This window comes from Rahnella bonaserana (assembly GCF_019049675.1).
Classification (GTDB): Bacteria; Pseudomonadota; Gammaproteobacteria; order Enterobacterales; family Enterobacteriaceae; genus Rahnella; species Rahnella bonaserana.
Genome location: NZ_JAFMOW010000055.1, coordinates 1 through 23,452 on the forward strand (window position 1 = coordinate 1; position 23,452 = coordinate 23,452).

A 23,452-nucleotide genomic window follows, 5' to 3' on the forward strand; every position below is an offset into this window, starting at 1 on the left:
TTTGCCTGGCGGCACTAGCGCGGTGGTCCCACCTGACCCCATGCCGAACTCAGAAGTGAAACGCCGTAGCGCCGATGGTAGTGTGGGGTCTCCCCATGCGAGAGTAGGGAACTGCCAGGCATCAAATTAGTTCCTTTTCCCCTGACAAGGAAAATAACAGGAACAAACAGGTATCAGCCGTTTGCTGATGCGTGTGAAAGAACCGGTGGAGCGGTAGTTCAGTTGGTTAGAATACCTGCCTGTCACGCAGGGGGTCGCGGGTTCGAGCCCCGTCCGTTCCGCCAATTATTTGATTATGCCTGCTAATTTTAGCAGGCATAATGTTAAGCGTAATTTAGGGGCGTAGCTCAGTTGGTAGAGCACCGGTCTCCAAAACCGGGTGTCGCGAGTTCGAGTCTCTCCGCCCCTGCCATATTGAAACCCTTCGCGAAAGCGAGGGGTTTTTTTTCGTCTGTAATTTGTCCTCATTTCTTTCCGCGCTCATTAGTCCCCCAATAAAATCCCTTTCCTTGCCGGCTTTTGCACCATTTCGGCTCAATATGGCCCATTTTCCGGGTTGTTTTTTGTCATGTTTTGGCTGAATACATGCACTAATTGATTGTTCTCCCTGTATGTGACCCCGCTCATGCTCCCTTTTTCCCATTGTACTAAACCTAATCATCGTCCTGTGACGACAAACCGCCCCCTGACAATATTGTTTTCATTCTTTTTCCTGACGTCGTGTCGAGAGGGATGAACACTGAAGTCGGGTGAACGTCCTGGCCGTACCCTACGAGTCATAACAAAAAGTAGCTCAGACTACACGCGAGGAAAGAAACATGTACAAACGCTTAATTGTGGCAGCAGCAGTGGCAACAGCACTTTGTGGCGCGGCTCAAGCAGCCCCGCTGGTTGTTGGTTTTTCGCAGATCGGCTCTGAGTCTGGGTGGCGTTCTGCAGAAACAAAAGTGGCTAAGTCCGAGGCCGAAAAACGCGGTATTACACTTAAAATTGCTGATGCTCAGCAGAAACAAGAAAACCAAATAAAAGCCATACGCTCCTTTATTGCTCAGGGTGTGGATGCCATTTTCATCGCGCCGGTCGTGGCCACTGGCTGGGCTCCGGTTCTGACGGAAGCTAAAGAAGCCAAGATCCCGGTATTCCTGTTAGACCGTACTATTGAAGTCAGTGATCCTTCTCTCTACACCGCCGCAGTGGCCTCTGACAGCGTATATGAAGGTAAAGTGGCCGGAGACTGGTTGGTCAAAGAGGTCGCCGGTAAGCCATGTAATGTTGTAGAACTGCAAGGCACAGTGGGCGCGAGCGTTGCGTTAAACCGTAAAAAAGGCTTTGCCGATGCACTGAAAGCTGCGCCAAACGTCAAAATTATCCGTTCACAATCCGGTGACTTCACCCGCAGTAAAGGTAAAGAAGTCATGGAGAGCTTCATCAAGGCTGAACAAAACGGTAAAAACATTTGTGCTGTTTACGCCCATAACGATGACATGGCAATCGGTGCGATTCAGGCCATTAAAGAAGCCGGTCTTAAGCCGGGCTCGCAGATCAAAATTGTTTCAATCGATGGTGTTCCTGACATCTATAAAGCGATGTTGGCTGGTGAAGCGAATGCTTCTGTCGAGCTGACGCCTAATATGGCAGGCCCTGCATTTGATGCTCTGATTGCAATGAAAAAGGATGGCACTCAGCCGAAGAAATTCATTCAGACTCAGTCTGCGCTTATCCTGCCGGATATGGCTCAGAAAGAATATGACATGAAAAAAGACATGGGTTATTAAGCCGGTTTACCGGCTTGCTTTAGCGGCAAGCCGGTAAAAATTATTCCCTTTTCGCCCCCTGGCGAATGCAGCAGGAGTAGTGACGTGACGGATAATCCTGGTTCAGAAATACTGCTTGAAGTCCGCGGTTTATCCGTAGAATTCCCTGGCGTGAAAGCGCTGGAAAATGTCGACTTTAGGCTTGAACGTGGTGAGATAGTGGCACTGTTAGGTGAAAACGGTGCGGGCAAGTCCACGATGATTAAAGCACTCACCGGCGTTTATAAGCGATCTTCCGGGCAAGTCTTCCTCAACGGAAAGTCGATTGAACCTGTCAATACCGCCGATGCCCAGTCGCTTGGTATCGGTACGGTATATCAGGAAGTTAACCTTCTGCCCAATATCTCTGTCGCTGCCAATCTCTTCATCGGGCGCGAGCCGACCCGCTTCGGCCTGGTTAATCAGCGCAAGATGGAACAACAGGCTGATGCACTTCTGCAAGGCTATGGCTTGCATCTGGATGTCAGCCAGCCACTCTCAACCTATTCCATTGCTATCCAGCAAATCGTGGCGATTGCCCGCGCCGTCGATCTTTCAGCACAAGTCTTAATACTCGATGAGCCAACGGCCAGCCTTGACGCCAAAGAAGTCAGCATGTTGCTCGATATTCTTGTTCAGCTGCGTGACAAAGGCGTGGGAATGATCTTTGTGACGCATTTCCTCGACCAGGTTTATCGGATCAGCGACCGGATCACTGTTTTACGTAATGGCAAACGGGTGGGATCTGAACGTACTGTTGATCTGCCACGTATCGATCTGGTGCCAATGATGCTGGGACACAGCTTTGATGAAAGCCTGCTAAAACGTACCGGGCACCGCAATGTGACGGGTGAGCCTTTGGTCGATTTCAAAGATTATGGTCGTCGTGGTGTTATTGAAAATTTCGACCTGAAAGTGCGGCGTGGAGAAATCGTAGGGTTGGCCGGTCTGCTGGGATCAGGGCGAACAGAAACGGCGCAGCTGATCTTCGGTATCAAGGGACATGACAGTGGCAGCGCGCAGGTCGATGGCAAACCAGAAACTATCAGTACCCCCCGCAAGGCCGCGAAACTTGGGTTTGGTTATTGCCCGGAAGATCGCAAAACGGATGGGATTATCGGTGCCGCCACAGTGCGTGAAAATATCATCCTTGCCTTACAGGCTCAGCGCGGCTGGTTGCGACCTCTGCCCATGAAAGAACAGCACCAGATAGCCGAAAAGTTTATCAAGTTGCTCGGTATCCGCACACCGGGTACGGAGCAGGAAATTCAGTATCTCTCCGGCGGTAATCAGCAAAAAGTGCTTCTTTCCCGATGGCTTGCGACCAATCCCCGGTTTCTCATTCTCGACGAACCCACCCGCGGCATTGATGTGGGGGCGCATGCAGAAATCATCCGTCTGATTGAGAAACTTTGCGATGAAGGGCTGGCCTTACTGGTCATTTCATCTGAACTGGAAGAGCTGTCGGGCTATGCCGACCGGATTGTGGTGTTGCGCGACCGTCGTCATGTTACCGAAATCGAGCAGGCTGAAATCTCCGTGCCAGCCATTATGAAAGCCATTGCGGCGCAATGAGGAGATATCAATGAGTAACAGGAGTCTGCCAATGACGGGAAGACCGCGCAAAGTAAGATTTGTTTTTCCTAAGGGGGCCACGCAAATCGGCGCCTTTATCGCCATATTAGTGATCGACAGCCTTGTCGCCCCGGGATTCTTCTCTATTCATATTCAGGATGGCCGGCTGTTTGGCAGTCTGGTAGATATATTCAATCGCGGCGCGCCTGTAGCACTGCTGGCTCTTGGGATGACACTGGTTATCGCGACCGGCGGCATCGACCTTTCCGTCGGGGCGGTGATGGCGATAGCGGGTGCGACGGCGGCGACCATGACCGTCCAGGGCTATCCGCTGGCGATGGTGTTGCTGGCGTCGGTAGGTGTTGGTGCGATATGTGGCTTATGGAATGGATTTCTGGTCGCTGTCCTGCAAATACAACCGATTGTTGCCACGCTGATGCTGATGGTCGCCGGAAGGGGGATCGCACAACTGATCACCGAAGGGCAAATCGTCACGTTTGAACATAACGGTTTATCGCAGTTTGGCAGTGGTTCTCTGTTTTATCTGCCGATGCCGGTGATTATCGCCGTCGTCATGCTGGTACTGGTCTGGGCGCTGACGCGAAAAACGGCGCTCGGATTGTTTATCGAATCCGTCGGCATCAACATCCGTTCTGCTTATAACGCTGGCGTAAACGCCCGTCTGGTACTGATTTCCACCTACGTTATCTGCGGTATTTGCGCTGCCGTTGCGGGCGTCATTGTTACCGCGGACATCCGCGGTGCAGATGCCAATAACGCCGGTTTATGGCTGGAGCTTGATGCTATTCTTGCCGTCGTCATTGGCGGAGGCTCGTTGCTGGGCGGACGCTTTAATCTGCTTCTTTCCGTCGTCGGTGCGCTGATTATTCAGGGGATGAACACCGGCATTCTGCTCTCAGGCTTTAAACCCGAATTCAATCTGGTACTGAAAGCCCTGGTGGTTCTCGCCGTACTGGTGGTTCAGTCACCCCGCGTCTCGCTCAGTAATCTGTTCCGGAGGAAGGGATAATGCTTAAAAGAAATCTGCCCCTGCTGATTACTATCGCGGTTTTTCTGGCCGGATACGCGTATTGCTTCACGCAGTTTCCGGGTTTTGCATCCACGCGCGTCTTCTTTGATTTACTGACGGACAACGCCTTCCTGGGCATTGTCGCGGTCGGCATGACGTTCGTTATCCTCTCTGGCGGTATCGACCTTTCTGTGGGCTCTGTCATCGCTTTTACGGGCGTATTACTGGCGAAACTGATAGGTGCTTACGGCGTTGCCCCCGGTTACGCGTTTGTCATTGTACTTTTGATGGGCGCGCTGTTCGGGGCATTGATGGGTTGGATCATTGATACGCTGAAACTGCCGGCATTCATCATCACGCTGGCGGGCATGTTTTTTGTGCGAGGAATGAGTTTTATCGTTTCGGAAGAATCGTTGCCGATTAACCATCCGGTTTACGATTTCCTCGCCAATTATGCCTGGAAAATGCCCGGAGGTGGTCGTTTCACTTTGCTGGCTCTGGTCATGCTGCTGGTGGTGCTGGGCGGGATTATTCTGGCACATCGCACGCGATTCGGTAACAACGTCTATGCCGTCGGCGGAAGTAACGTTTCGGCTGCGCTGATGGGGGTACCGGTGCGACGTACCACGATTTATATCTACATGCTCTCAAGCACGCTGGCCGTGTTATCCGGCATCATTTTCTCATTGTACACATCTGCCGGTTATGCACTCGCAGCCAGCGGCGTAGAGCTCGATGCTATTGCTTCTGTTGTCATTGGCGGTACGTTGCTGAGCGGTGGCGTAGGCACGGTGCTAGGCAGCTTGTTTGGCGTGCTCATTCAGGGACTGATACAAACCTACATCACCTTCGATGGCACCCTCAGTTCGTGGTGGACTAAAATTGTGATGGGCGTGTTGCTGTTCATCTTCATCGGATTGCAAAAAGGCATGGGCACTTTCTGGACAGCCAGAAGAGCACGCCATCCGAGGCCTGAACCGTCCTGAAGCCGGACGGTTCAGAGATTAGTGATCAGCGGCGTTTTAAGTAATTGACGGATCAGAACCTGCTGATCGCTGGTTTGCAGCCAGACGGCGTACAGCGGGCGGATCACAGGCGGGATCTCTTCATGCACCGACAGCTGCGGATATTCCTTCGCCCAGTGTGCGGGCAGGAAAGCGCAACCGCCGGTATTTTCCAGCAGCTGTCGTGTCAGATGCGCAGAAGTTGTGGTCAGTACCGGTTCCTGATCGCTGTTTTGCAGCTTTTCCTGCTGAGGGAAATCCGCACCCCATTCCAGTTTCACATACGGCGGATGTTCTTCCCTGACCGTTTTCAGAGATGAAAAAAGTCGTAACGAGAAATTACCTAACAGCTGGCTTGAGAGTTCATCCATCTTCGGTGGTTCAGTGGTGATCAGTAAATCCAGTTGTCTTTCATGCAATTGTTTGACCAGAGACTGGCGAAGGGCGATGCGTGCCTCAAGTCTCAGTGTGCCGCGCTGCGTGTAAAGCGATTGCAGCCACGGTGTCAGATAGGCTTCCCAAAGCGAGGCCGTAGCGCCAATCGACAATTCAGTGTGCTGTAACGAACGCACCACCTCTTTTTTTGCCATCTGCCAGGTCGACATCAGATTCTCAGCATAAGGCAGCAGGCGTTCTCCTGCGGGCGTTAACCGGATATTGTTGCGATGCCGTGTGAACAAATTGGCGCCAAGTTGGGTTTCCAGTTGTCGGATACGAAAACTGACGGCCGATTGCGTCAGATAAAGAGATTCCGCCGCCCGACCAAAGTGGCGAGTTCTACTGACCTCCAAAAAGGTTTTCAGTAATTCCGTGTCCAAAACTATCTCCAATATTTTTTGTCGTTAAGATTTAAATGTTTTGTTTTACACAATGTCAAGCCTAACTAATACTCCGCGCCATAACAGCACGACCATGAGAGAATTAGGAGCGTGTCAGATGGCGGAAAGCTTCACCACGACAAATCGTTTTTTTGATAATAAACATTACCCTCGCGGGTTCTCCCGGCATGGCGATTTCACCATTAAAGAAGCGCAAATGCTAGAACGTTACGGCTTTGCCTTTAACGAGCTGGATCTGGGAAAACGTGAGCCTGCTACCGACGAAGAAAAACTGTTCCTGGAGGTTTGCCGCGGTACGCGTGAACCTGTGACAGATGCAGAAAAAGTGTGGAACAAGTACATTGTCCGCACCCGTCGTCCGAAGAAATTCCACACGTTGTCTGGCGGTAAACCGCAGGCTGACGCTGTAGAAGACTACACGGAAAGCGATGACTAATGAAACGGGGCGATGCCCCGTTTTTTTATGCCAGACTCTTATGCAGAGTTAACAATAGCCTATCCATGCTCCGATAGCTCAGCGCCTCAGCAATATGCCGTCGTTCTATCGCCTCAAAACCACCCAAATCAGCCAGCGTTCTCGCGACTTTCAGAATGCGATGCCAGGCTCTGACCGATAAACCCAGCTTATGCAGTACCTCTTCCAGAAACTCCGCGTCTGCTTTGGTTAACACACAATACGTTTCCACTTCGCTGCTGCTCAGATGAGCGTTGATTTTTCCCGCACGTTTTAACTGAATTTCTCTGGCGATCAGCACCCGTTCCCGCACGTGTGCGCTGCTTTCCCTCAAAGCAGGCGTATGATTTTGCTGACTCAAAATACCGGGTGGCAGGAGCGGGACTTCAATCGACAAATCGAACCGGTCGAGGAAAGGCCCGGAAAGCCGGCTCAGATAGCGTAAAACCTGCTGTGGCGGTGTGCGGTTGTGGATGCCCTGATAATGTCCGGTCGGGCTGGGATTCATCGCTGCAATCAGCTGCGCTCTTGCCGGATAGCGGACTTTCGCTCTTGCGCGGGAAATCGTGATTTCGCCGGATTCCATTGGCTGGCGCAAAGCATCCAGAACCTGCCGCTGAAATTCAGGCAGTTCGTCGAGAAACAATACGCCGTTATGGGCCAGCGATATTTCTCCCGGTCTGGGCAGCGAGCCCCCGCCGACCAGCGCACTCATCGACGTACTGTGATGCGGTGCCCGAAATGGCCGCACGCGTGAAAATCCGCCGTCTTCTTCCGGGTTATACACCAGACTGGCGATGGCCGCAGTTTCTAACTTTTCCTCATTGGTCAGCGGGGGTAACAATCCCGGCAACCGGCTCGCCAGCATGGTCTTTCCGGTACCCGGCGGTCCGATCAGCAATAAGTTATGCCCGCCTGCTGCCGCCACCTCCAGTGCGCGCTTGGATTGTTCCTGCCCGATGATGTCTGAAATGTCAGGCTGGTGTTCCGGAATAGTGGGGTGAGCGGGAAACTCAATGGCCGGCAAATTGTCTTCGCCCTGCATAAATGCGCAGACCTGCAACAAATGCCCGGCAACTTTCGCCACGCCCGGATCCAGCAGCGTCATTTCCGTTTGATTATTCTGCGGCAGGATCAATATCCGGCCTGCTTTCTGCGCTTCAAGTGCCGCCGGTATCGCGCCATTCACGCTGCGCAGCGCACCAGAAAGCCCGAGTTCCCCCAGAAACTCGTACTTCTCAAGCTTATCCCCCTGAAGCTGATCTGAGGCCACCAGAATCGCCAGCGCAATGGATAAATCATACCGGCCGCCTTCTTTAGGTAAATCGGCTGGCGCAAGATTTACGGTGATGCGTTTTGCCGGAAAGGTGAAACCGCAGTTGATGATGGCGCTGCGAACCCGATCTCTGGCTTCTTTAACGGTGGTTTCCGGTAAACCGACCAATGTGAGGGCCGGTAAACCGTTGCTGATATGTACCTCGACCGAGACGCCGGGCGCCTGAACACCCAGTGAGGCGCGGGTATACACCACGGCTAATGACATGCTTTTTCCTTTGCTGTGAGATTTCCTGGGGGCAGCATGCCTGAGCCTGAAACACTTGCGGGGAGAAGATTTGCAGGATGCGTACTGGCGTGGAGAAATAGTTTGTAAGTCAGTGGATTACCACAGGCAGATGCGAGACATGCCGCAACCACAGCAATATTCATTAACAGTTTGATGTGTCCGGAAACAAATTAGCCCGCTAATTAAGTTGCTGGTTATACAGGCTGAGGTGTTTAATTTAATTGTATTTAACAATAAATAAACAAATACGAATCATTGATTAACATCTCGCGGCCTTACTGAGGGTTTTCCGGAACATCCCGGTGAGCGCATAACCTACAGCTATTCCGGAATAGGGATACACCCATGTTTGGTTGGACTTCTCGGCAGCGTAACGTTGCCATCGCCAGTTTTCTGAGCTGGACTCTCGATGCTTTTGACTTCTTCGTTTTAGTCTTCCTGCTCAGTGATATTGCCACGGCGTTTCAGGTAGATATTAAACAGGTCACGCTGGCTATCCTGCTGACCCTGGCCGTTCGGCCAATCGGTGCGCTGCTGTTCGGGCGGGCGGCGGAGAAATACGGGCGTAAGCCGGTTCTCATGGTCAATATCGCGCTGTTTTCATTCTTCGAGCTGTGTACTGCGGCGGCGCCTTCGCTGACCGTATTCCTGATCCTTCGCGTCATTTACGGCATTGCGATGGGGGGTGTCTGGGGCGTGGCCTCTTCGCTGGCGATGGAAACTATTCCTGACCGTTCACGCGGCATGATGTCGGGGATTTTCCAGGCGGGTTATCCTTTTGGTTATCTGCTGGCGGCAGTGGTGTACGGCTTACTGTTTGATGTGGTGGGCTGGCGCGGAATGTTTGTGATTGGTGCGGTGCCGATTTTCCTGTTGCCATTTATCTGGTTCAAAGTGCAGGAGTCACCGGTCTGGCTGGCAGCGCGGGAACGCAACGAAAGCACGGCCCTGATGCCGGTGCTGAAGAAAAACTGGAAGCTGTGTGTCTATCTCGTGGTGCTGATGGCGGGCTTTAATTTCTTCAGTCATGGTACGCAAGATCTCTATCCGACATTCCTGAAAGTTCAGCACGGTTTCGATGCACATACCGTCAGTTTAATCGCCATAAGCTACAATATCGCGTCAATTATCGGCGGGATCTTCTTCGGTTCACTTTCTGAAAAGATTGGTCGCAAGAAGGCGATTATTATCGCCGCACTGCTTTCACTCCCGGTCATTCCCTTATGGGCATTTTCCGGCGGCTCGTGGATGCTGGGGCTCGGGGCGTTTCTGATGCAGTTTATGGTGCAGGGCGCGTGGGGCGTGGTGCCGACTTATCTGACAGAACTGGTGCCCGCCAACACCCGCGCGGTTCTGCCGGGATTCGTTTACCAGCTCGGCAACCTCATTGCTTCAGTGAATGCGACGCTGCAGGCCTACATAGCCGAAAGCCATGGACACAATTACGGACTGGCGATGGCGATAGTCGCCGGTACCGTCGCCATCCTGATTTCGGTTCTGGTGGCATTTGGCCGGGATACCCGCGGAAAAGCCATTGCCGGAGCAATAAATAATCAGGCGGTCAACGATCGCGCTAAGGTTTGATTTCTCTGACGATTTCTTGCGAATTGTGCAACGTACTGCAAATAATAACGCAAGAAAAGTGTTGTCATTAAATAGCTGACTGTGATAACTCTGTAGGTAATCGTTCGCAATATGAATTTTAGAAACCTAAAAATGAAAGCCCTTCTCCTCGTAGTTAGCCTAGTCGTGATTAGCGTGGTGGTGATTATTATCCCACCGTGCGGGGCTGCACTTGGACGAAGAAAGGCTTATTAAACAAGCCTGAACCTGAAAAGAAACCCCGCACCGAAAGGTCCGGGGTTTTTTTTTGGGTCAGGAATTTCAGAGAACAGTGAAGCGGGGTCGGAAAATGAGCAACAGCATAATATTCTGCACTTGTCGCAAAAAGGCAGGAGAATAAGGATGAACGGAGCACAGTGGGTAGTACAAGCGTTGCGTGCGCAGGGTGTAAATACAGTATTTGGATATCCTGGCGGGGCAATCATGCCGGTATACGATGCATTGTATGACGGCGGCGTGGAACACCTGTTGTGCCGGCACGAGCAGGGCGCCGCAATGGCTGCCATCGGCTATGCCCGTTCAACCGGAAAAGTCGGCGTCTGTATCGCCACTTCCGGTCCTGGTGCGACCAACCTCATCACCGGTCTGGCCGACGCGCTGCTAGATTCTGTTCCGCTGGTGGCCATCACCGGTCAGGTCGGCTCCGCATTCATCGGTACAGACGCCTTCCAGGAGATCGACGTTTTAGGTTTATCCCTGGCCTGTACCAAACACAGCTTCCTGGTTGAATCGCTGGACGCATTGCCGGAAATCATGGCGGAAGCCTTTGCTATCGCCACTTCCGGACGTCCGGGGCCGGTTCTGATCGACATCCCGAAAGACATCCAGTTGGCGACTGGCGAATTGCCGCCGCATCTGCTGGCGGTAGAAGAAGCCTTTCCGCATCCGGTGACTGAACTGCAACAGGCCAGCGCGATGATCGCGGCGGCGCAGAAACCTATGATTTACGTCGGCGGCGGCGTGGGTATGGCGCAGGCGGTTCCGGCCTTACGGGAATTCATCTCAGCAACCGGTATGCCGGCAGTCGCTACGCTGAAAGGGCTGGGCGCGCCGGATGCCACTGACCCGTGCTATCTGGGAATGCTGGGTATGCACGGCACGAAAGCGGCGAATCTGGCGGTACAGTCCTGCGATTTACTGATTGCCGTCGGTGCGCGTTTTGATGACCGGGTGACCGGCAAGCTGAATACCTTTGCACCAAACGCGGCCGTTATCCATATGGATATCGACCCGGCAGAACTGAACAAACTGCGCCAGGCGCACGTGGCGTTGCAGGGAGATTTGAATTCATTGTTACCTGCGCTGCAACAACCGCTGAACATCGGCGCATGGCGTGATGAAGTGATGACGCTGAAAGCGCAGGGCGAATGGCGCTACGATCATCCGGGCGAAGCGATTTATGCACCGCTGTTGCTGAAACAAATCTCTGATCGTAAATCTGCCAGTACCGTAGTGACCACCGACGTCGGTCAGCACCAGATGTGGACCGCGCAACACATGCAGTTCAGTCGCCCTGAAAACTTCATTACTTCCAGCGGCTTGGGCACGATGGGGTTTGGCGTTCCGGCTGCCGTTGGCGCACAGGTTGCCCGTCCTGACGACATGGTGATCTGCGTTTCCGGCGACGGCTCGTTCATGATGAACGTTCAGGAGCTGGGCACCATCAAGCGAAAACAGCTGCCCGTCAAAATCCTGTTGCTGGATAACCAGCGGTTAGGGATGGTTCGACAGTGGCAGGAATTGTTCTTCGATGGACGCTTCAGTGAAACCAACCTTTCTGATAATCCCGATTTTGTGACGCTGGCCAGCGCATTCAATATCCCCGGCCAACGTATCCACCGTAAAGACCAAGTCGATGCCGCTCTGGACGCGTTCTTCAATAGCGAAGGCCCGTATTTGCTTCAGGTTTCCATCGACGAAAATGAGAATGTCTGGCCGCTGGTTCCACCGGGCGCAGGCAACGAAACCATGTTGGAGAAAATGTCATGATGCAGCATAACGTCTCAATCCAGGCCCGTTTCCGCCCTGAAATGTTAGAACGCGTATTACGCGTTGTCCGCCACCGTGGTTTTCAGGTGTGCGCGATGAACATGACCCCGATGGTCAATGCGGAAAACATAAATATCGAATTGACCGTTGCCAGCCAGCGTCCGGTAGATTTACTGTCTTCACAGTTACGCAAACTTATGGATGTCGCTTGTGTCGAGATCCAGCAACATACATCACAACAAATACGCGCGAATGCGTGAGTAAAGGAACGAAAGAATGACGAAGAAAGCTGATTACATTTGGTTCAATGGCGAGATGGTTCCGTGGGCAGAAGCGAAGGTTCACGTCATGTCACACGCACTGCATTACGGCACATCCGTATTTGAAGGCGTGCGTTGCTACGACTCCCATAAAGGCCCGGTCGTATTCCGTCACCGTGAACACATGCAGCGTCTGCGCGATTCCGCAAAAATCTACCGTATGCCGGTGTCTCAGAGCGTGGATGAGCTGATGGAAGCTTGCCGCGAGACTCTGCGCAAAAATAATCTGGTCAGCGCGTACATTCGTCCGCTGGTATTTGTCGGTGATGTGGGTATGGGCGTTAACCCGCCGGACGGCTACAAAACTGACGTGATTATCGCGGCCTTCCCTTGGGGCGCGTATCTGGGCGAAGAAGCGCTGGAGCAGGGCATCGACGCGATGGTGTCTTCCTGGAACCGCGTTGCCGCCAACACCATTCCAACTGCCGCGAAAGCCGGTGGTAACTACCTGTCCTCATTGCTGGTCGGCAGCGAAGCACGTCGCCACGGTTATCAGGAAGGTATCGCGCTGGACGTTCACGGCTATGTCTCTGAAGGCGCAGGCGAAAACCTGTTTGAAGTGAAAGACGGCATTCTGTTTACACCTCCGTTTACCTCTTCCGCCCTGCCGGGTATCACCCGTGACGCGATTATTAAACTGGCGAAAGACATGGGTCTGGAAGTTCGCGAACAAGTTCTGTCGCGTGAATCCCTGTATCTGGCTGACGAAGTCTTCATGTCCGGTACTGCCGCAGAAATCACGCCAGTTCGCAGCGTTGACGGGATTCAGGTCGGCATCGGCAAACGTGGTCCGGTCACCAAACAAATTCAGGATGCGTTCTTCGGCCTGTTCACCGGCAAAACCGAAGATAAATGGGGTTGGCTGGATCCAATCAACCCACAGTAATTACCCGTCATCCTTCAGGCTGCTTCTGCGTTGGCTGCCTTTATTCACCCCGGTCACTTACCTGAGTAAGCTCCCGGGGATTCATTCAGTTGCCGCCTTGCTGCAACCCGAATGATTTAGGGTAATGATGAGGATAAATTAGAAATTCAGCAGGCAGCGATATCGCGGCCTGCTAAACAGAAATGATTTGGAGTGAACAGAGCATGCCTAAGTACCGTTCCCACACCACGACACATGGCCGCAACATGGCTGGCGCCCGCGCTTTATGGCGTGCCACCGGCATGACGGACAACGATTTCGGCAAACCCATTATTGCCGTCGTCAACTCATTCACCCAGTTCGTACCGGGCCACGTGCATTTGCGTGATCTGGGTAAACTGGTTGCTGAGCAAATCGAAGCGTCCGGCGGCGTGGCGAAAGAGTTCAACACTATCGCCGTGGATGACGGGATCGCCATGGGTCATGGCGGCATGCTGTATTCACTGCCTTCACGCGAGCTGATCGCGGACTCCGTGGAATACATGGTTAACGCGCACTGCGCCGATGCCATGGTCTGTATTTCCAACTGCGACAAAATCACCCCGGGAATGCTGATGGCCTCACTGCGCCTGAACATTCCGGTGATCTTCGTTTCCGGCGGTCCGATGGAAGCCGGTAAAACCAAGCTTTCTGACAAAATCATCAAGCTCGACCTGGTCGATGCCATGATTCAGGGCGCAAACCCGAACGTCAGCGATGCCGACAGCGAACAAATCGAGCGTTCTGCCTGTCCGACCTGTGGTTCCTGTTCCGGTATGTTCACTGCGAACTCGATGAACTGTCTGACCGAAGCGCTGGGTCTGTCTCAGCCGGGCAATGGTTCATTGCTGGCAACTCATGCGGATCGCCGCGACCTGTTCCTGAACGCCGGTCGCCGTATTGTCGAGCTGACCAAACGTTATTACGAAAAAGACGATGAAAGCGCATTGCCTCGCAACATCGCCAGCAAAGCCGCATTCGAAAATGCCATGATCCTGGATATCGCGATGGGCGGCTCGACTAACACCGTTCTGCACCTGTTAGCTGCCGCGCAGGAAGGCGAAATCGACTTCGACATGACCGACATCGACCGTCTGTCACGCAAAGTGCCGCACCTGTGTAAAGTCGCGCCAAGCACCCAGAAATACCACATGGAAGACGTTCACCGTGCCGGTGGCGTGCTGGCTATTCTGGGCGAGCTGGATCGCGCCAATCTCCTGAACCGCGACGTGAAAAACATTCTCGGCCTGACCCTGAACCAGACGCTGGATCAGTACGACATCATGCTGACTAAAGATGAAGCGGTGAAAAAAATGTTCCGCGCCGGCCCGGCAGGCATCCGTACCACTCAGGCATTCTCACAAGATTGCCGCTGGGATACGCTCGATGATGACCGCGCCGAAGGCTGTATCCGTTCTCTGGAACATGCGTTCAGCAAAGACGGCGGTCTGGCTGTGCTTTACGGCAACATCGCCGAAGCGGGCAGCATCGTTAAAACCGCAGGCGTGGATGAATCCAACCTGACCTTCCGTGGTCCGGCTAAAGTTTACGAAAGCCAGGACAGCGCCGTTGAAGCGATTCTTGGCGGCAAAGTGGTTTCCGGCGACGTTGTGGTGATTCGTTACGAAGGGCCGAAAGGCGGGCCGGGCATGCAGGAAATGCTGTATCCGACCACCTACCTGAAATCCATGGGTTTGGGCAAAGAGTGTGCGCTGATCACCGACGGTCGTTTCTCCGGCGGGACTTCAGGTCTGTCCATCGGCCATGTTTCTCCGGAAGCGGGCAGCGGCGGTCTGATTGCGCTGGTTGAAGATGGCGACATCATCGACATCGATATTCCAAACCGCAAAATGGTGCTGGACGTACCTGCGGCTCAACTGGCCGCGCGCCACGAAGCCGAACTGGCGCGTGGCGACAAAGCCTGGACGCCGAAAAACCGTGAACGTGTGGTTTCTCTGGCGCTGCGTGCTTACGCATTGCTGGCGACCAGCGCGGACAAAGGCGCAGTACGCGACAAGTCTAAGCTGGGAGGCTGACAGTCATGGCGGTATCACAACCTCTACCCGACCAGCCGTGCGGCGCAGAATATCTGCGTGCCGTACTGCGTGCGCCGGTTTATGAAGTCGCGCAGGTGACGCCTTTGCAGGTCATGGAAAAAATCTCTTCCCGGCTGGGTAACACCATTCTGGTGAAGAGGGAGGACCGCCAGGCCGTCCACAGTTTTAAACTGCGCGGTGCGTATTCGATGATTGCCAGCCTGACCGAAGAGCAGGCTGCACGCGGCGTGGTCACCGCGTCAGCGGGTAATCACGCACAGGGTGTCGCATTGTCGGCGACCAAAAAAGGCATCAAATCTCTGATTGTGATGCCGGTGGCGACAGCCGATATCAAAGTGGATGCCGTGCGTAATTTTGGCGGCGAAGTGTTACTGCATGGCGCGAATTTCGATGAGGCAAAAGCCAAAGCGATTACGCTGTCGCAGGAACAGGGCATGACGTTTGTGCCACCGTTTGACCATCCGGCGGTGATCGCCGGACAGGGCACGCTGGCGATGGAACTGCTGCAACAGGATGCGCATCTCGATCGCGTATTCGTACCCGTTGGTGGCGGTGGTCTGGCAGCCGGTGTGGCGGTGCTTATCAAACAGCTGATGCCGCAGATTCAGGTGATCGGCGTTGAAGCCGAAGATTCTGCCTGTCTGCGCGCGGCAATGGACGCCGGTGAACCGGTGGATCTGGCGCGTGTCGGTTTGTTCGCAGAAGGCGTGGCGGTGAAGCGAATCGGCAACGAAACCTTCCGTCTGTGTCGCGAATATCTGGATGATGTGATCACCGTCGACAGCGATTCCATCTGCGCCGCAGTGAAAGATTTGTTCGAAGACGTGCGTGCAATTGCCGAACCTTCCGGCGCACTGGCGCTGGCGGGGCTGAAGAAATACGTGCAGCAGCACAACATTCAGGGCGAACGCCTGGCGCATGTGCTTTCCGGCGCGAACGTGAATTTCCATGGACTGCGTTATGTATCGGAACGTTGCGAACTGGGCGAGCAACGCGAAGCGCTGCTGGCGGTTACCATTCCTGAGCGCAAAGGCAGCTTCCTGAAATTCTGTCAGTTGCTGGGTGGCCGTTCGGTGACGGAGTTCAACTACCGTTATGCCGATGCGGACAACGCCTGCATTTTTGTGGGCGTGCGTCTGACGCGCGGTCACGCAGAGCGGCAGGAAATTATCGAAGAACTGAATCACGACGGTTATCAGGTTGTGGATCTGTCCGACGATGAAATGGCGAAACTTCATGTGCGTTACATGGTGGGCGGGCGTCCGACCAAGCCTCTGCGCGAGCGGCTTTACAGCTTTGAATTCCCGGAATCCCCGGGTGCTTTGCTGAAATTCCTGCACACGCTGGGCACGCACTGGAATATTTCGCTGTTCCATTACCGCAGTCACGGCACTGATTTTGGTCGCGTGCTGGCGGCGTTTGAGCTGAATGAAGAAGAGCCGGAGTTCGAACAGAACCTGACGGCGCTGGGATATGACTGTCATAACGAAAGTGATAATCCGGCGTTCCGCTTCTTCTTAGCGGGCTAGAAAATTCAGGGGCCCAAACGGGCCCTTTTTCTTTGCCATCATTTTGTCGTGAAGACCGATTATAACAACTGCCAGAACGCGTCAATCAGCGGTTCGTTCAGGCGTTTTTTCTGCACGCAGACGCCCAGTTCAAGAGGGGCGCCGAGCGTGACGTTATCCAGAATAGAAATACGGTTGCGCACCGGTTCCGGGCTGTTATCGACTACCACTGACGGAATAAGCGCGATGCCGCAACCGAGTGCGACCATCGACACAATGGCTTCGTGGCCGGACACCGTGGCGTAAATCAGCGGATTGCTCAGGCGGTTGCGTTTGAACCAGATGTCGATGCGTTTTCGCGCCGGGCCATGTTCCGGCAGGATGAAAGGAATTTGCGACCAGTCCGGATGCGGTTCGCTGACCTGAGTTCGGACCGCACAGGGCAGCGAAGGGGAAATCAGGATCATCGGGATTTCGCCGATCTGCGTGAAATCGACGCTGCCCGGCAAACTTTCCGGCCGACCGGCAATCGCCAGATCCGCTTCGGTGGACTGGACTTTTTCGACCGCATCGGCGGCGTCGCCGGTGGTCAGTTTGATTTCGACCAGCGGATGCTGCGCACGGAAACGGTCAAGGATAGGCGGCAAATGGCTGTAGGCGGCGGTGACTGAGCAGAACAGGTGCAGTTCGCCGCTCAACGTCGGGCCATGCTGGTCCAGACCGCTGCGCAATTGCTGGTAATGCAGCAGCGTCTGCTGGGCAAAGTTTTTGAGTTGTTCGCCCGCACTGGTCAGCTGCACGGTGCGGTTATCTCGCTGAAATAACGGCTGGCCGAGTTCTTCTTCCAGCCGCTGGATCTGGCGCGATAACGTGGACGGGCTGACATGCATTGCTTTCGATGAACGCCCAAAATGGCGGCTTTCCGCCAGATGTAAAAACAGTTTCAGATCACGTAAGTCCATAAAGAATACAAGGCTCTTTGGTTTCACAGATGACAGGCTAAGTATATTGCATAATCTGCAACGTCATCTTCGTAATATATCAATTTAAGCAATGTGTCACATGACATATAGTGAATTCACGGCGTTCACCAGCTCACCGGTGAAACAAAAAATAACAGCACTTACCTCGATAGAACGGAGCAATACATGGCTAACTATTTCAACACACTGAACCTGCGTCAGCAGCTGGCACAACTGGGCAAATGCCGCTTCATGGGTCGCGATGAATTCGCTGACGAAGCCAGCTATCTCAAAGGTAAAAAAGTGGTGATTGTAGGCTGTGGCGCACAGGGCCTGAACCAGGGTCTGAACATGCGTGATTCCGGTCTGGATGTGTCCTACACCCTGCGTGCAGAAGCGATTGCTGAGAAGCGTGCTTCATGGCGTAAAGCGACCGAAAACGGTTTCAAAGTCGGTACCTACGAAGAACTGATCCCGCAAGCGGATCTGGTGATTAACCTGACGCCGGACAAACAGCACAGCGCTGTGGTTAAGGCAGTTCAGCCTCTGATGAAAGATGGCGCAACACTGGGCTATTCCCATGGTTTCAACATCGTTGAAGTAGGCGAGCAAATCCGTAAAGACATCACCGTTGTGATGGTTGCGCCGAAATGTCCGGGTACCGAAGTGCGTGAAGAATACAAACGCGGTTTCGGTGTACCCACACTGATCGCGGTTCACCCGGAAAACGACCCGAAAGGCGAAGGCATGGCGATTGCTAAAGCCTGGGCAGCAGCAACCGGCGGCCACCGAGCGGGCGTTCTGCAGTCTTCTTTCGTTGCCGAAGTGAAATCTGACCTGATGGGCGAGCAGACTATCCTGTGCGGTATGTTGCAGGCCGGCTCTCTGCTGTGCTTTGACAAATTGGTTGCTGACGGTGTTGATGAAGCGTACGCAGAAAAACTGCTGCAGTTCGGCTGGGAAACCATCACCGAAGCGCTGAAACAAGGCGGTATTACGCTGATGATGGATCGTCTGTCCAACCCGGCGAAACTGCGTGCTTATGCGCTGTCCGAACAACTGAAAGAGATCATGGCACCGCTGTTCCAGAAACACATGGACGACATCATCTCCGGCGAGTTCTCCAGCGGCATGATGGCTGACTGGGCCAACGACGATAAGAAATTACTGACCTGGCGTGAAGAGACGGGCGCCACGGCATTCGAAAATGCCCCACAGTTCGAAGGTAAAATCTCCGAGCAGGAATACTTTGACCACGGTGTTGTGATGATCGCGATGGTGAAAGCAGGCGTTGAGCTGGCGTTCGAAACCATGGTCGCTTCCGGCATCATCGAAGAATCTGCTTACTACGAATCACTGCACGAGTTGCCGCTGATCGCCAACACCGTTGCACGTAAGCGTCTGTATGAAATGAACGTGGTTATTTCCGATACGGCTGAATACGGTAACTACCTGTTTGCTAACGCAGCTGTACCGTTGCTGAAAGAGTTCATGACCACTCTGCAGGCGGGTGATTTGGGCAAATCTGTTGCAGAAACACAGGTTGATAATGCGCAGCTGCGTGATGTTAACGAAGCGATCCGCAACCACCCAATCGAGTCTATCGGCCGCACTCTGCGCGGCTATATGACCGATATGAAGCGCATCGCAGTCGCGAGTTAAGATTTTCCTGTAACTCGAATTATTCGGGGCTCTAATAAATACACAAAAGGGCACTGCATGAAAATGCGGTGCCCTTTCTTTTGGTTCTGGCAGAGGCAGAACTTAGTTGCGGTACAAAATCTTAATGATGTGGTAACCGAACTGAGTGTGCAGCGGGCCCTGTGGCTCGATCAGCGGTGCAGAGAAAACCACTTTATCGAAAGCCGGAACCATTGCGCCTTGCTTGAATTCACCTAAATGGCCGCCTTTCTTACCTGACGGACAGGTAGAGTGCTTCTTAGCCAGTTTCTCGAAATCGCCACCGTTCTTCAGTTGTTCAAGAAGATCAAGTGCCTGTGCTTCTTCCTTTACCAGGATGTGCATTGCTGCGGCAGTTTTTGCCATGATAAGACCTTTTTTGCGAGAGTGTTTCCAGACGCGTAATGTAACATCTGAAACGGCGCGGGGGGAATCCGGCCTGCGTTCCGGACTTAAGAAATTGCGCTGTAAAGCCAGTCAATCTCGAACGGCGTTTCTGCTACAATCGCCGTCCTTGTCTATCAGGTGAGCAAAAATACGCCATGCGATTAAACCCCAGCCAACAAAATGCCGTCGAATTCGTCACCGGACCCTGCCTGGTTCTGGCGGGGGCTGGCTCCGGCAAAACCCGGGTAATTACCAATAAAATCGCGCACCTGATCCGTGAATGTGGCTATCAGGCACGTCATATTGCGGCGGTGACCTTTACCAATAAAGCCGCGCGTGAAATGAAGGAGCGTGTCGGACAAACCCTCGGGCGCAAAGAGGCGCGGGGCTTGCTGATTGCTACGTTCCATACGCTCGGGCTGGAGATCATCAAGCGCGAATTTGCCGCGCTGGGCATGAAATCTAACTTCTCTTTATTTGATGATCAGGACCAGCTGGCGCTGCTCAAAGAGCTGAGCGAGAAATGGCTTGAAAACGATAAGACGTTATTGCAGCAACTGGTCTCGACGATCTCTAACTGGAAAAACGATCTGATTGATCCTTCGCATGCCGCCGGGCTGGCACGATCGGAACGCGATCAGATTTTCGCGCATTGCTACAGTCTTTATCATGACCACATGCGCGCCTGTAATATTCTCGATTTCGACGACCTGATCCTGTTGCCGACGCTGCTGTTGCAGAAAAATGAAGAAGTACGTGAGCGCTGGCAGAACAAGCTGCGTTATCTGCTGGTCGATGAATATCAGGACACCAACACCAGTCAGTACATGATGGTGAAACTGCTGGTGGGGAACCGCGCGCGTTTCACCGTGGTGGGCGACGATGACCAGTCGATTTACTCCTGGCGTGGTGCCCGGCCGCAAAATCTGGTGCTGCTGAAAGAAGATTTCCCGCAGTTGCAGGTCATCAAGCTGGAGCAGAACTACCGCTCCACGCAGCGTATTCTGAAAGCCGCTAACATTCTGATCGCCAATAACCCGCATGTGTTTGAGAAGCGTTTGTTCTCTGAACTGGCTTATGGCGAGTCACTGAAAGTGGTGACAGCAAATAATGAAGATCATGAAGCGGAACGCGTCGTGGGTGAGCTTATCGCCCATCACTTCATCAATAAAACAGCGTATGGCGATTACGCGATTCTATACCGCGGTAACCACCAGTCACGCCTGTTTGAAAAAATGCTGATGCAGAACCGTATCCCGTACCGGATTTCCGGCGGCACTTCTTTCTTCTCCCGACCGGAGATTAAAGACCTGCTGGCCTATTTGCGTGTGCTGACTAATCCCGATGACGACAGCGCCTTCCTGCGTATCGTTAACACGCCACGCCGTGAAATCGGTGCCGCCACCTTGCAGAAACTGGGTGAGTGGGCGAATCAGCGCAACAAAGGGTTGTTCAAGGCCAGTTTTGATATGGGGCTGAGCCAGTCGCTGACCGGCCGCGGACTGGAATCCCTGCAACGCTTCACGCACTGGATGGGCAATATTTCCGAGCTGGCAGAACGTGAACCGGTCGCTGCCGTAAGGGATTTGATCCACGGCGTTGATTACGAAAGCTGGCTGTTCGAAACCTCGCCGAGCCCGAAAGCGGCAGAAATGCGTATGAAAAACGTCAACCAGCTGTTCAGCTGGATGACGGAAATGCTGGAAGGCACCGATCTGGATGAGCCGATGACGCTCACTCAGGTGGTCACGCGCTTTACGCTGCGCGACATGATGGAACGCGGTGAGAACGACGAAGAGCTGGATCAGGTTCAGCTGATGACTCTGCACGCCTCAAAAGGGCTGGAGTTCCCGTATGTCTATCTGGTCGGCATGGAAGAAGGTTTGCTGCCGCATCAGAGCAGCATTGATGAAGATAATGTGGATGAAGAGCGACGTCTGGCATACGTGGGCATTACCCGCGCGCAGAAAGAGCTGACGTTTACCCTTTGTCGCGAACGCCGTCAGTACGGCGAGTTGATCCGCCCGGAACCGAGCCGCTTCCTGCTGGAATTACCGCAGGACGATCTGGCATGGGAAACTGAACGTAAGGTGGTGAGCGCACAGGAACGGATGGTAAAAGGGCAGAGCCATCTGGAGAAAATCCGCGAACAGCTGGCAAAAGCCAAAAGCGGCAATTAACCATCATCGATTAAAGATGAGCCACAAAAAAAAGCAGAGACTGATCACTCAGTTCTCTGCTTTTATTCATGATTTCAAACTAACGCGTTACTGCTCTTCGACAAACAGCGGCCAGTGAACATAACTCTGCCAGTGGCTTTCCTGCTCTAACTCTTCAGCGCGCAGCGGATGTTGTTCCAGCCAGCCCTGCGGCACAATCACACTCAGTTCATCATCATTGGCGCGTAAACGCACCGCAGGCAATGTGTCGTCGCGGCGACGGCTGGCAAAGATAATCGCCAGTCGCATAATCCGGCAAAGACGTTGCGCCTGACGCGGCGGCAGAGCGTTTTGCTCATTAAGCAGCGGTAAATCCAGCGTTCCATTCTGATTTTGCAAAAGCGTCGCCAGCAGCTTTTTCTGCGCGGGCGTGAAGCCCGGCAGATCCAGATGCCGGATCAGATACGCGGCATGATGAGGCGCTTTTTTGAAATCGACACTTAGCCCGATTTCATGGATCAGACAGGCACTGTTGAGTAAATCACGGGCGCGGGCGTCCAGTTTCCATTCCTGAGCCACCTGCAGCGAGAAATTCTCTGCGAGCTGGGCGACACGTTCTGCCTGTTCATTATCGAGCAGGTAACGGCGTTGCAGATTTCGCAGCGTACGCTGGCGGATATCCTGTTCAATCGGCAAATGCAGCATGCCGTAAACCAGACCTTCACGCAGCGCACCGCCGGCAAGTGTCATGGTTTCGATATTCAATGTTTTGAAAATGGCGATCAGAATGGACAGTCCGCTTGGGAAAACCAGCGCACGTTCGAGGGTCAGGCCTTCAATCTCCAGCTCTTCCAGTTTGCCGCACTGAATGGCGCGCTGTTTGAGTTGCTGAAGTTTAGGCAGCGTGATGCGCTCATCCATGCCCTGAGCAACCATGATTTCCTGCAAAGCTTGCACGGTACCCGATGCCCCGACGCAAATCTGCCAGCCATTGGCAATCAGCTCTGGTGCCACAGGCAGGATCATGTCGATCGCGGCCTGTTCAGCCTGATCGAAGTTCTCTTTGGCCAGATTGCGGTCAGCAAAATAACGCTCAAGCCAGGTCACACAGCCCATGGAAAGACTGAAAAGCGTAGTGGCCTGCGCACCGACACCGGTGACCAGCTCTGTGCTTCCGCCACCAATATCAACTACCAGACGCTTATCCGGGCCGCCCGTCGTGTGGGCAACGCCGTGATAAATCAGACGCGCTTCTTCTTCACCGCTGATGACCTGAATCGGACAGCCAAGAATTTCCTGCGCTTTGCCCAGAAATTCGTCGGCATTACTGGCAAGCCGCAGCGTTGCGGTAGCAACGACGCGGATTTGGTCACGGGGGATATCCTGCAATCTTTCAGAAAATAGCTTCAGGCATTGCCATCCGCGCTGCATTGCATCCTGAGAAAGCAGGTTTTGTTTATCCAGACCGGCAGCCAGACGCACTTTGCGCTTAATTCTGGCGAGGGTCTGGATACTGCCTGCCACCTCACGAACAACCAGCATGTGAAAGCTGTTAGAGCCCAGATCAATCGCTGCATACAGTGAGGTGGAGCTTAGCATAGGTT

General features: G+C 53.5%; 19 protein-coding genes, 2 tRNA genes and 1 rRNA gene. 17 read left to right on the forward strand and 5 right to left on the reverse strand.

Annotated features, from left to right (window positions below; all coding sequences use genetic code 11):
• Positions 1-4: 4 nt before the first annotated feature.
• From rrf to yjfF, 7 genes are all read left to right on the forward strand, one after another.
• Positions 5-120 (forward strand): 5S ribosomal RNA (gene rrf / locus J1778_RS05410).
• A gap of 87 nt (positions 121-207) precedes the next feature.
• Positions 208-284, forward strand: a tRNA-Asp gene (locus J1778_RS05415).
• Positions 285-336: 52 nt separating this feature from the next.
• A tRNA-Trp gene (locus J1778_RS05420) sits at positions 337-412 on the forward strand.
• Positions 413-818: 406 nt separating this feature from the next.
• Positions 819-1,775 (forward strand): galactofuranose ABC transporter, galactofuranose-binding protein YtfQ, encoded by a 957-nt coding sequence (ytfQ, locus tag J1778_RS05425; RefSeq protein WP_217172314.1) that lies wholly within the window; start codon positions 819-821, stop codon positions 1,773-1,775.
• Between the two features lie 111 nt (positions 1,776-1,886).
• A complete protein-coding gene (gene ytfR, locus J1778_RS05430) occupies positions 1,887-3,368 on the forward strand; it encodes a galactofuranose ABC transporter, ATP-binding protein YtfR (protein ID WP_217172410.1) in 1,482 nt (493 codons plus the stop codon).
• A 10-nt stretch (positions 3,369-3,378) separates the two neighbouring features.
• Positions 3,379-4,398, forward strand: a complete 1,020-nt coding sequence (gene ytfT, locus J1778_RS05435; protein WP_217172315.1) for a galactofuranose ABC transporter, ATP-binding protein YtfT — start codon at positions 3,379-3,381, stop codon at positions 4,396-4,398.
• On the forward strand, positions 4,398-5,384 hold the full coding sequence (yjfF, locus tag J1778_RS05440) for a galactofuranose ABC transporter, permease protein YjfF (RefSeq protein WP_217172316.1): 987 nt from the start codon (positions 4,398-4,400) through the stop codon (positions 5,382-5,384). The genes ytfT and yjfF overlap by 1 nt, the downstream gene beginning before the upstream one ends.
• Before the next feature lie 11 nt (positions 5,385-5,395).
• Here yjfF and hdfR read toward each other — a convergent pair whose 3' ends face one another.
• Entirely contained in the window at positions 5,396-6,220 is an 825-nt protein-coding gene (gene hdfR / locus J1778_RS05445) for an HTH-type transcriptional regulator HdfR (protein WP_217172317.1), read from the reverse strand.
• A 118-nt stretch (positions 6,221-6,338) separates the two neighbouring features.
• Here hdfR and J1778_RS05450 point away from each other — a divergent pair, with 118 nt between their 5' ends.
• Complete coding sequence (locus tag J1778_RS05450) at positions 6,339-6,677, forward strand: MaoP family protein (RefSeq protein WP_217149092.1); 339 nt, start codon at positions 6,339-6,341, stop codon at positions 6,675-6,677.
• Between the two features lie 25 nt (positions 6,678-6,702).
• On the opposite strand, the gene J1778_RS05455 is transcribed toward J1778_RS05450, so the two are convergent.
• Positions 6,703-8,238 carry a YifB family Mg chelatase-like AAA ATPase gene (locus J1778_RS05455; protein ID WP_217172318.1) on the reverse strand — a complete coding sequence of 512 codons (1,536 nt, stop codon included), beginning with the start codon at positions 8,236-8,238 and terminating at the stop codon, positions 6,703-6,705.
• 366 nt (positions 8,239-8,604) lie between these two features.
• On the opposite strand from J1778_RS05455, the gene J1778_RS05460 reads away from it, so the two are divergent.
• From J1778_RS05460 to ilvA, 7 genes are all read left to right on the forward strand, one after another.
• A complete protein-coding gene (locus tag J1778_RS05460) occupies positions 8,605-9,843 on the forward strand; it encodes an MFS transporter (protein WP_217172319.1) in 1,239 nt (412 codons plus the stop codon).
• 132 nt (positions 9,844-9,975) lie between these two features.
• Positions 9,976-10,077 carry an ilv operon leader peptide gene (ilvL, locus tag J1778_RS05465; RefSeq protein ID WP_015699153.1) on the forward strand — a complete coding sequence of 34 codons (102 nt, stop codon included), beginning with the start codon at positions 9,976-9,978 and terminating at the stop codon, positions 10,075-10,077.
• Between the two features lie 147 nt (positions 10,078-10,224).
• Positions 10,225-11,871, forward strand: coding sequence for an acetolactate synthase 2 catalytic subunit (gene ilvG, locus J1778_RS05470; RefSeq protein ID WP_217172320.1), 1,647 nt, complete (start codon positions 10,225-10,227; stop codon positions 11,869-11,871).
• Entirely contained in the window at positions 11,868-12,131 is a 264-nt protein-coding gene (gene ilvM, locus J1778_RS05475) for an acetolactate synthase 2 small subunit (RefSeq protein WP_013577547.1), read from the forward strand. The genes ilvG and ilvM overlap by 4 nt, the downstream gene beginning before the upstream one ends.
• A 16-nt stretch (positions 12,132-12,147) precedes the next feature.
• Entirely contained in the window at positions 12,148-13,077 is a 930-nt protein-coding gene (locus J1778_RS05480; protein WP_101079475.1) for a branched-chain amino acid transaminase, read from the forward strand.
• Between the two features lie 203 nt (positions 13,078-13,280).
• Positions 13,281-15,131 (forward strand): dihydroxy-acid dehydratase, encoded by a 1,851-nt coding sequence (ilvD, locus tag J1778_RS05485; RefSeq protein ID WP_217172321.1) that lies wholly within the window; start codon positions 13,281-13,283, stop codon positions 15,129-15,131.
• 5 nt (positions 15,132-15,136) lie between these two features.
• On the forward strand, positions 15,137-16,681 hold the full coding sequence (gene ilvA, locus J1778_RS05490; protein WP_217172322.1) for a threonine ammonia-lyase, biosynthetic: 1,545 nt from the start codon (positions 15,137-15,139) through the stop codon (positions 16,679-16,681).
• A 59-nt stretch (positions 16,682-16,740) separates the two neighbouring features.
• On the opposite strand, the gene ilvY is transcribed toward ilvA, so the two are convergent.
• Positions 16,741-17,622 carry an HTH-type transcriptional activator IlvY gene (gene ilvY, locus J1778_RS05495; RefSeq protein ID WP_217172323.1) on the reverse strand — a complete coding sequence of 294 codons (882 nt, stop codon included), beginning with the start codon at positions 17,620-17,622 and terminating at the stop codon, positions 16,741-16,743.
• A 186-nt stretch (positions 17,623-17,808) separates the two neighbouring features.
• Between ilvY and ilvC the strand changes: the two genes are divergently transcribed.
• On the forward strand, positions 17,809-19,284 hold the full coding sequence (gene ilvC, locus J1778_RS05500) for a ketol-acid reductoisomerase (protein ID WP_013577542.1): 1,476 nt from the start codon (positions 17,809-17,811) through the stop codon (positions 19,282-19,284).
• A gap of 102 nt (positions 19,285-19,386) precedes the next feature.
• Here the strand turns inward: ilvC and ppiC are convergent, their stop codons facing one another.
• On the reverse strand, positions 19,387-19,668 hold the full coding sequence (gene ppiC, locus J1778_RS05505) for a peptidylprolyl isomerase PpiC (protein WP_015690589.1): 282 nt from the start codon (positions 19,666-19,668) through the stop codon (positions 19,387-19,389).
• A 176-nt stretch (positions 19,669-19,844) separates the two neighbouring features.
• Here ppiC and rep point away from each other — a divergent pair, with 176 nt between their 5' ends.
• Positions 19,845-21,869: a DNA helicase Rep gene (gene rep / locus J1778_RS05510; protein WP_217172324.1), complete on the forward strand. Its 2,025-nt coding sequence runs from the start codon at positions 19,845-19,847 to the stop codon at positions 21,867-21,869.
• A gap of 87 nt (positions 21,870-21,956) precedes the next feature.
• Here rep and gppA read toward each other — a convergent pair whose 3' ends face one another.
• The gene (gene gppA, locus J1778_RS05515) at positions 21,957-23,447 is read right to left on the reverse strand and encodes a guanosine-5'-triphosphate,3'-diphosphate diphosphatase (protein ID WP_217172325.1); all 1,491 of its coding nucleotides are present in this window, start codon (positions 23,445-23,447) and stop codon (positions 21,957-21,959) included.
• Positions 23,448-23,452: the final 5 nt, after the last annotated feature.

What these genes read in the sequence shown, in the direction of transcription:
- ytfQ (WP_217172314.1), top strand. Translation starts at nt 819, where the DNA reads ATGTACAAACGCTTAATTGTGGCAGCAGCAGTGGCAACAGCACTTTGT.
- ytfT (WP_217172315.1), top strand. Translation starts at nt 3,379, where the DNA reads ATGAGTAACAGGAGTCTGCCAATGACGGGAAGACCGCGCAAAGTAAGA.
- yjfF (WP_217172316.1), top strand. Translation starts at nt 4,398, where the DNA reads ATGCTTAAAAGAAATCTGCCCCTGCTGATTACTATCGCGGTTTTTCTG.
- J1778_RS05450 (WP_217149092.1), top strand. Translation starts at nt 6,339, where the DNA reads ATGGCGGAAAGCTTCACCACGACAAATCGTTTTTTTGATAATAAACAT.
- J1778_RS05455 (WP_217172318.1), bottom strand. Translation starts at nt 8,238, where the DNA reads ATGTCATTAGCCGTGGTGTATACCCGCGCCTCACTGGGTGTTCAGGCG.
- J1778_RS05460 (WP_217172319.1), top strand. Translation starts at nt 8,605, where the DNA reads ATGTTTGGTTGGACTTCTCGGCAGCGTAACGTTGCCATCGCCAGTTTT.
- ilvL (WP_015699153.1), top strand. Translation starts at nt 9,976, where the DNA reads ATGAAAGCCCTTCTCCTCGTAGTTAGCCTAGTCGTGATTAGCGTGGTG.
- ilvG (WP_217172320.1), top strand. Translation starts at nt 10,225, where the DNA reads ATGAACGGAGCACAGTGGGTAGTACAAGCGTTGCGTGCGCAGGGTGTA.
- ilvM (WP_013577547.1), top strand. Translation starts at nt 11,868, where the DNA reads ATGATGCAGCATAACGTCTCAATCCAGGCCCGTTTCCGCCCTGAAATG.
- J1778_RS05480 (WP_101079475.1), top strand. Translation starts at nt 12,148, where the DNA reads ATGACGAAGAAAGCTGATTACATTTGGTTCAATGGCGAGATGGTTCCG.
- ilvD (WP_217172321.1), top strand. Translation starts at nt 13,281, where the DNA reads ATGCCTAAGTACCGTTCCCACACCACGACACATGGCCGCAACATGGCT.
- ilvA (WP_217172322.1), top strand. Translation starts at nt 15,137, where the DNA reads ATGGCGGTATCACAACCTCTACCCGACCAGCCGTGCGGCGCAGAATAT.
- ilvY (WP_217172323.1), bottom strand. Translation starts at nt 17,622, where the DNA reads ATGGACTTACGTGATCTGAAACTGTTTTTACATCTGGCGGAAAGCCGC.
- ilvC (WP_013577542.1), top strand. Translation starts at nt 17,809, where the DNA reads ATGGCTAACTATTTCAACACACTGAACCTGCGTCAGCAGCTGGCACAA.
- ppiC (WP_015690589.1), bottom strand. Translation starts at nt 19,668, where the DNA reads ATGGCAAAAACTGCCGCAGCAATGCACATCCTGGTAAAGGAAGAAGCA.
- rep (WP_217172324.1), top strand. Translation starts at nt 19,845, where the DNA reads ATGCGATTAAACCCCAGCCAACAAAATGCCGTCGAATTCGTCACCGGA.
- gppA (WP_217172325.1), bottom strand. Translation starts at nt 23,447, where the DNA reads ATGCTAAGCTCCACCTCACTGTATGCAGCGATTGATCTGGGCTCTAAC.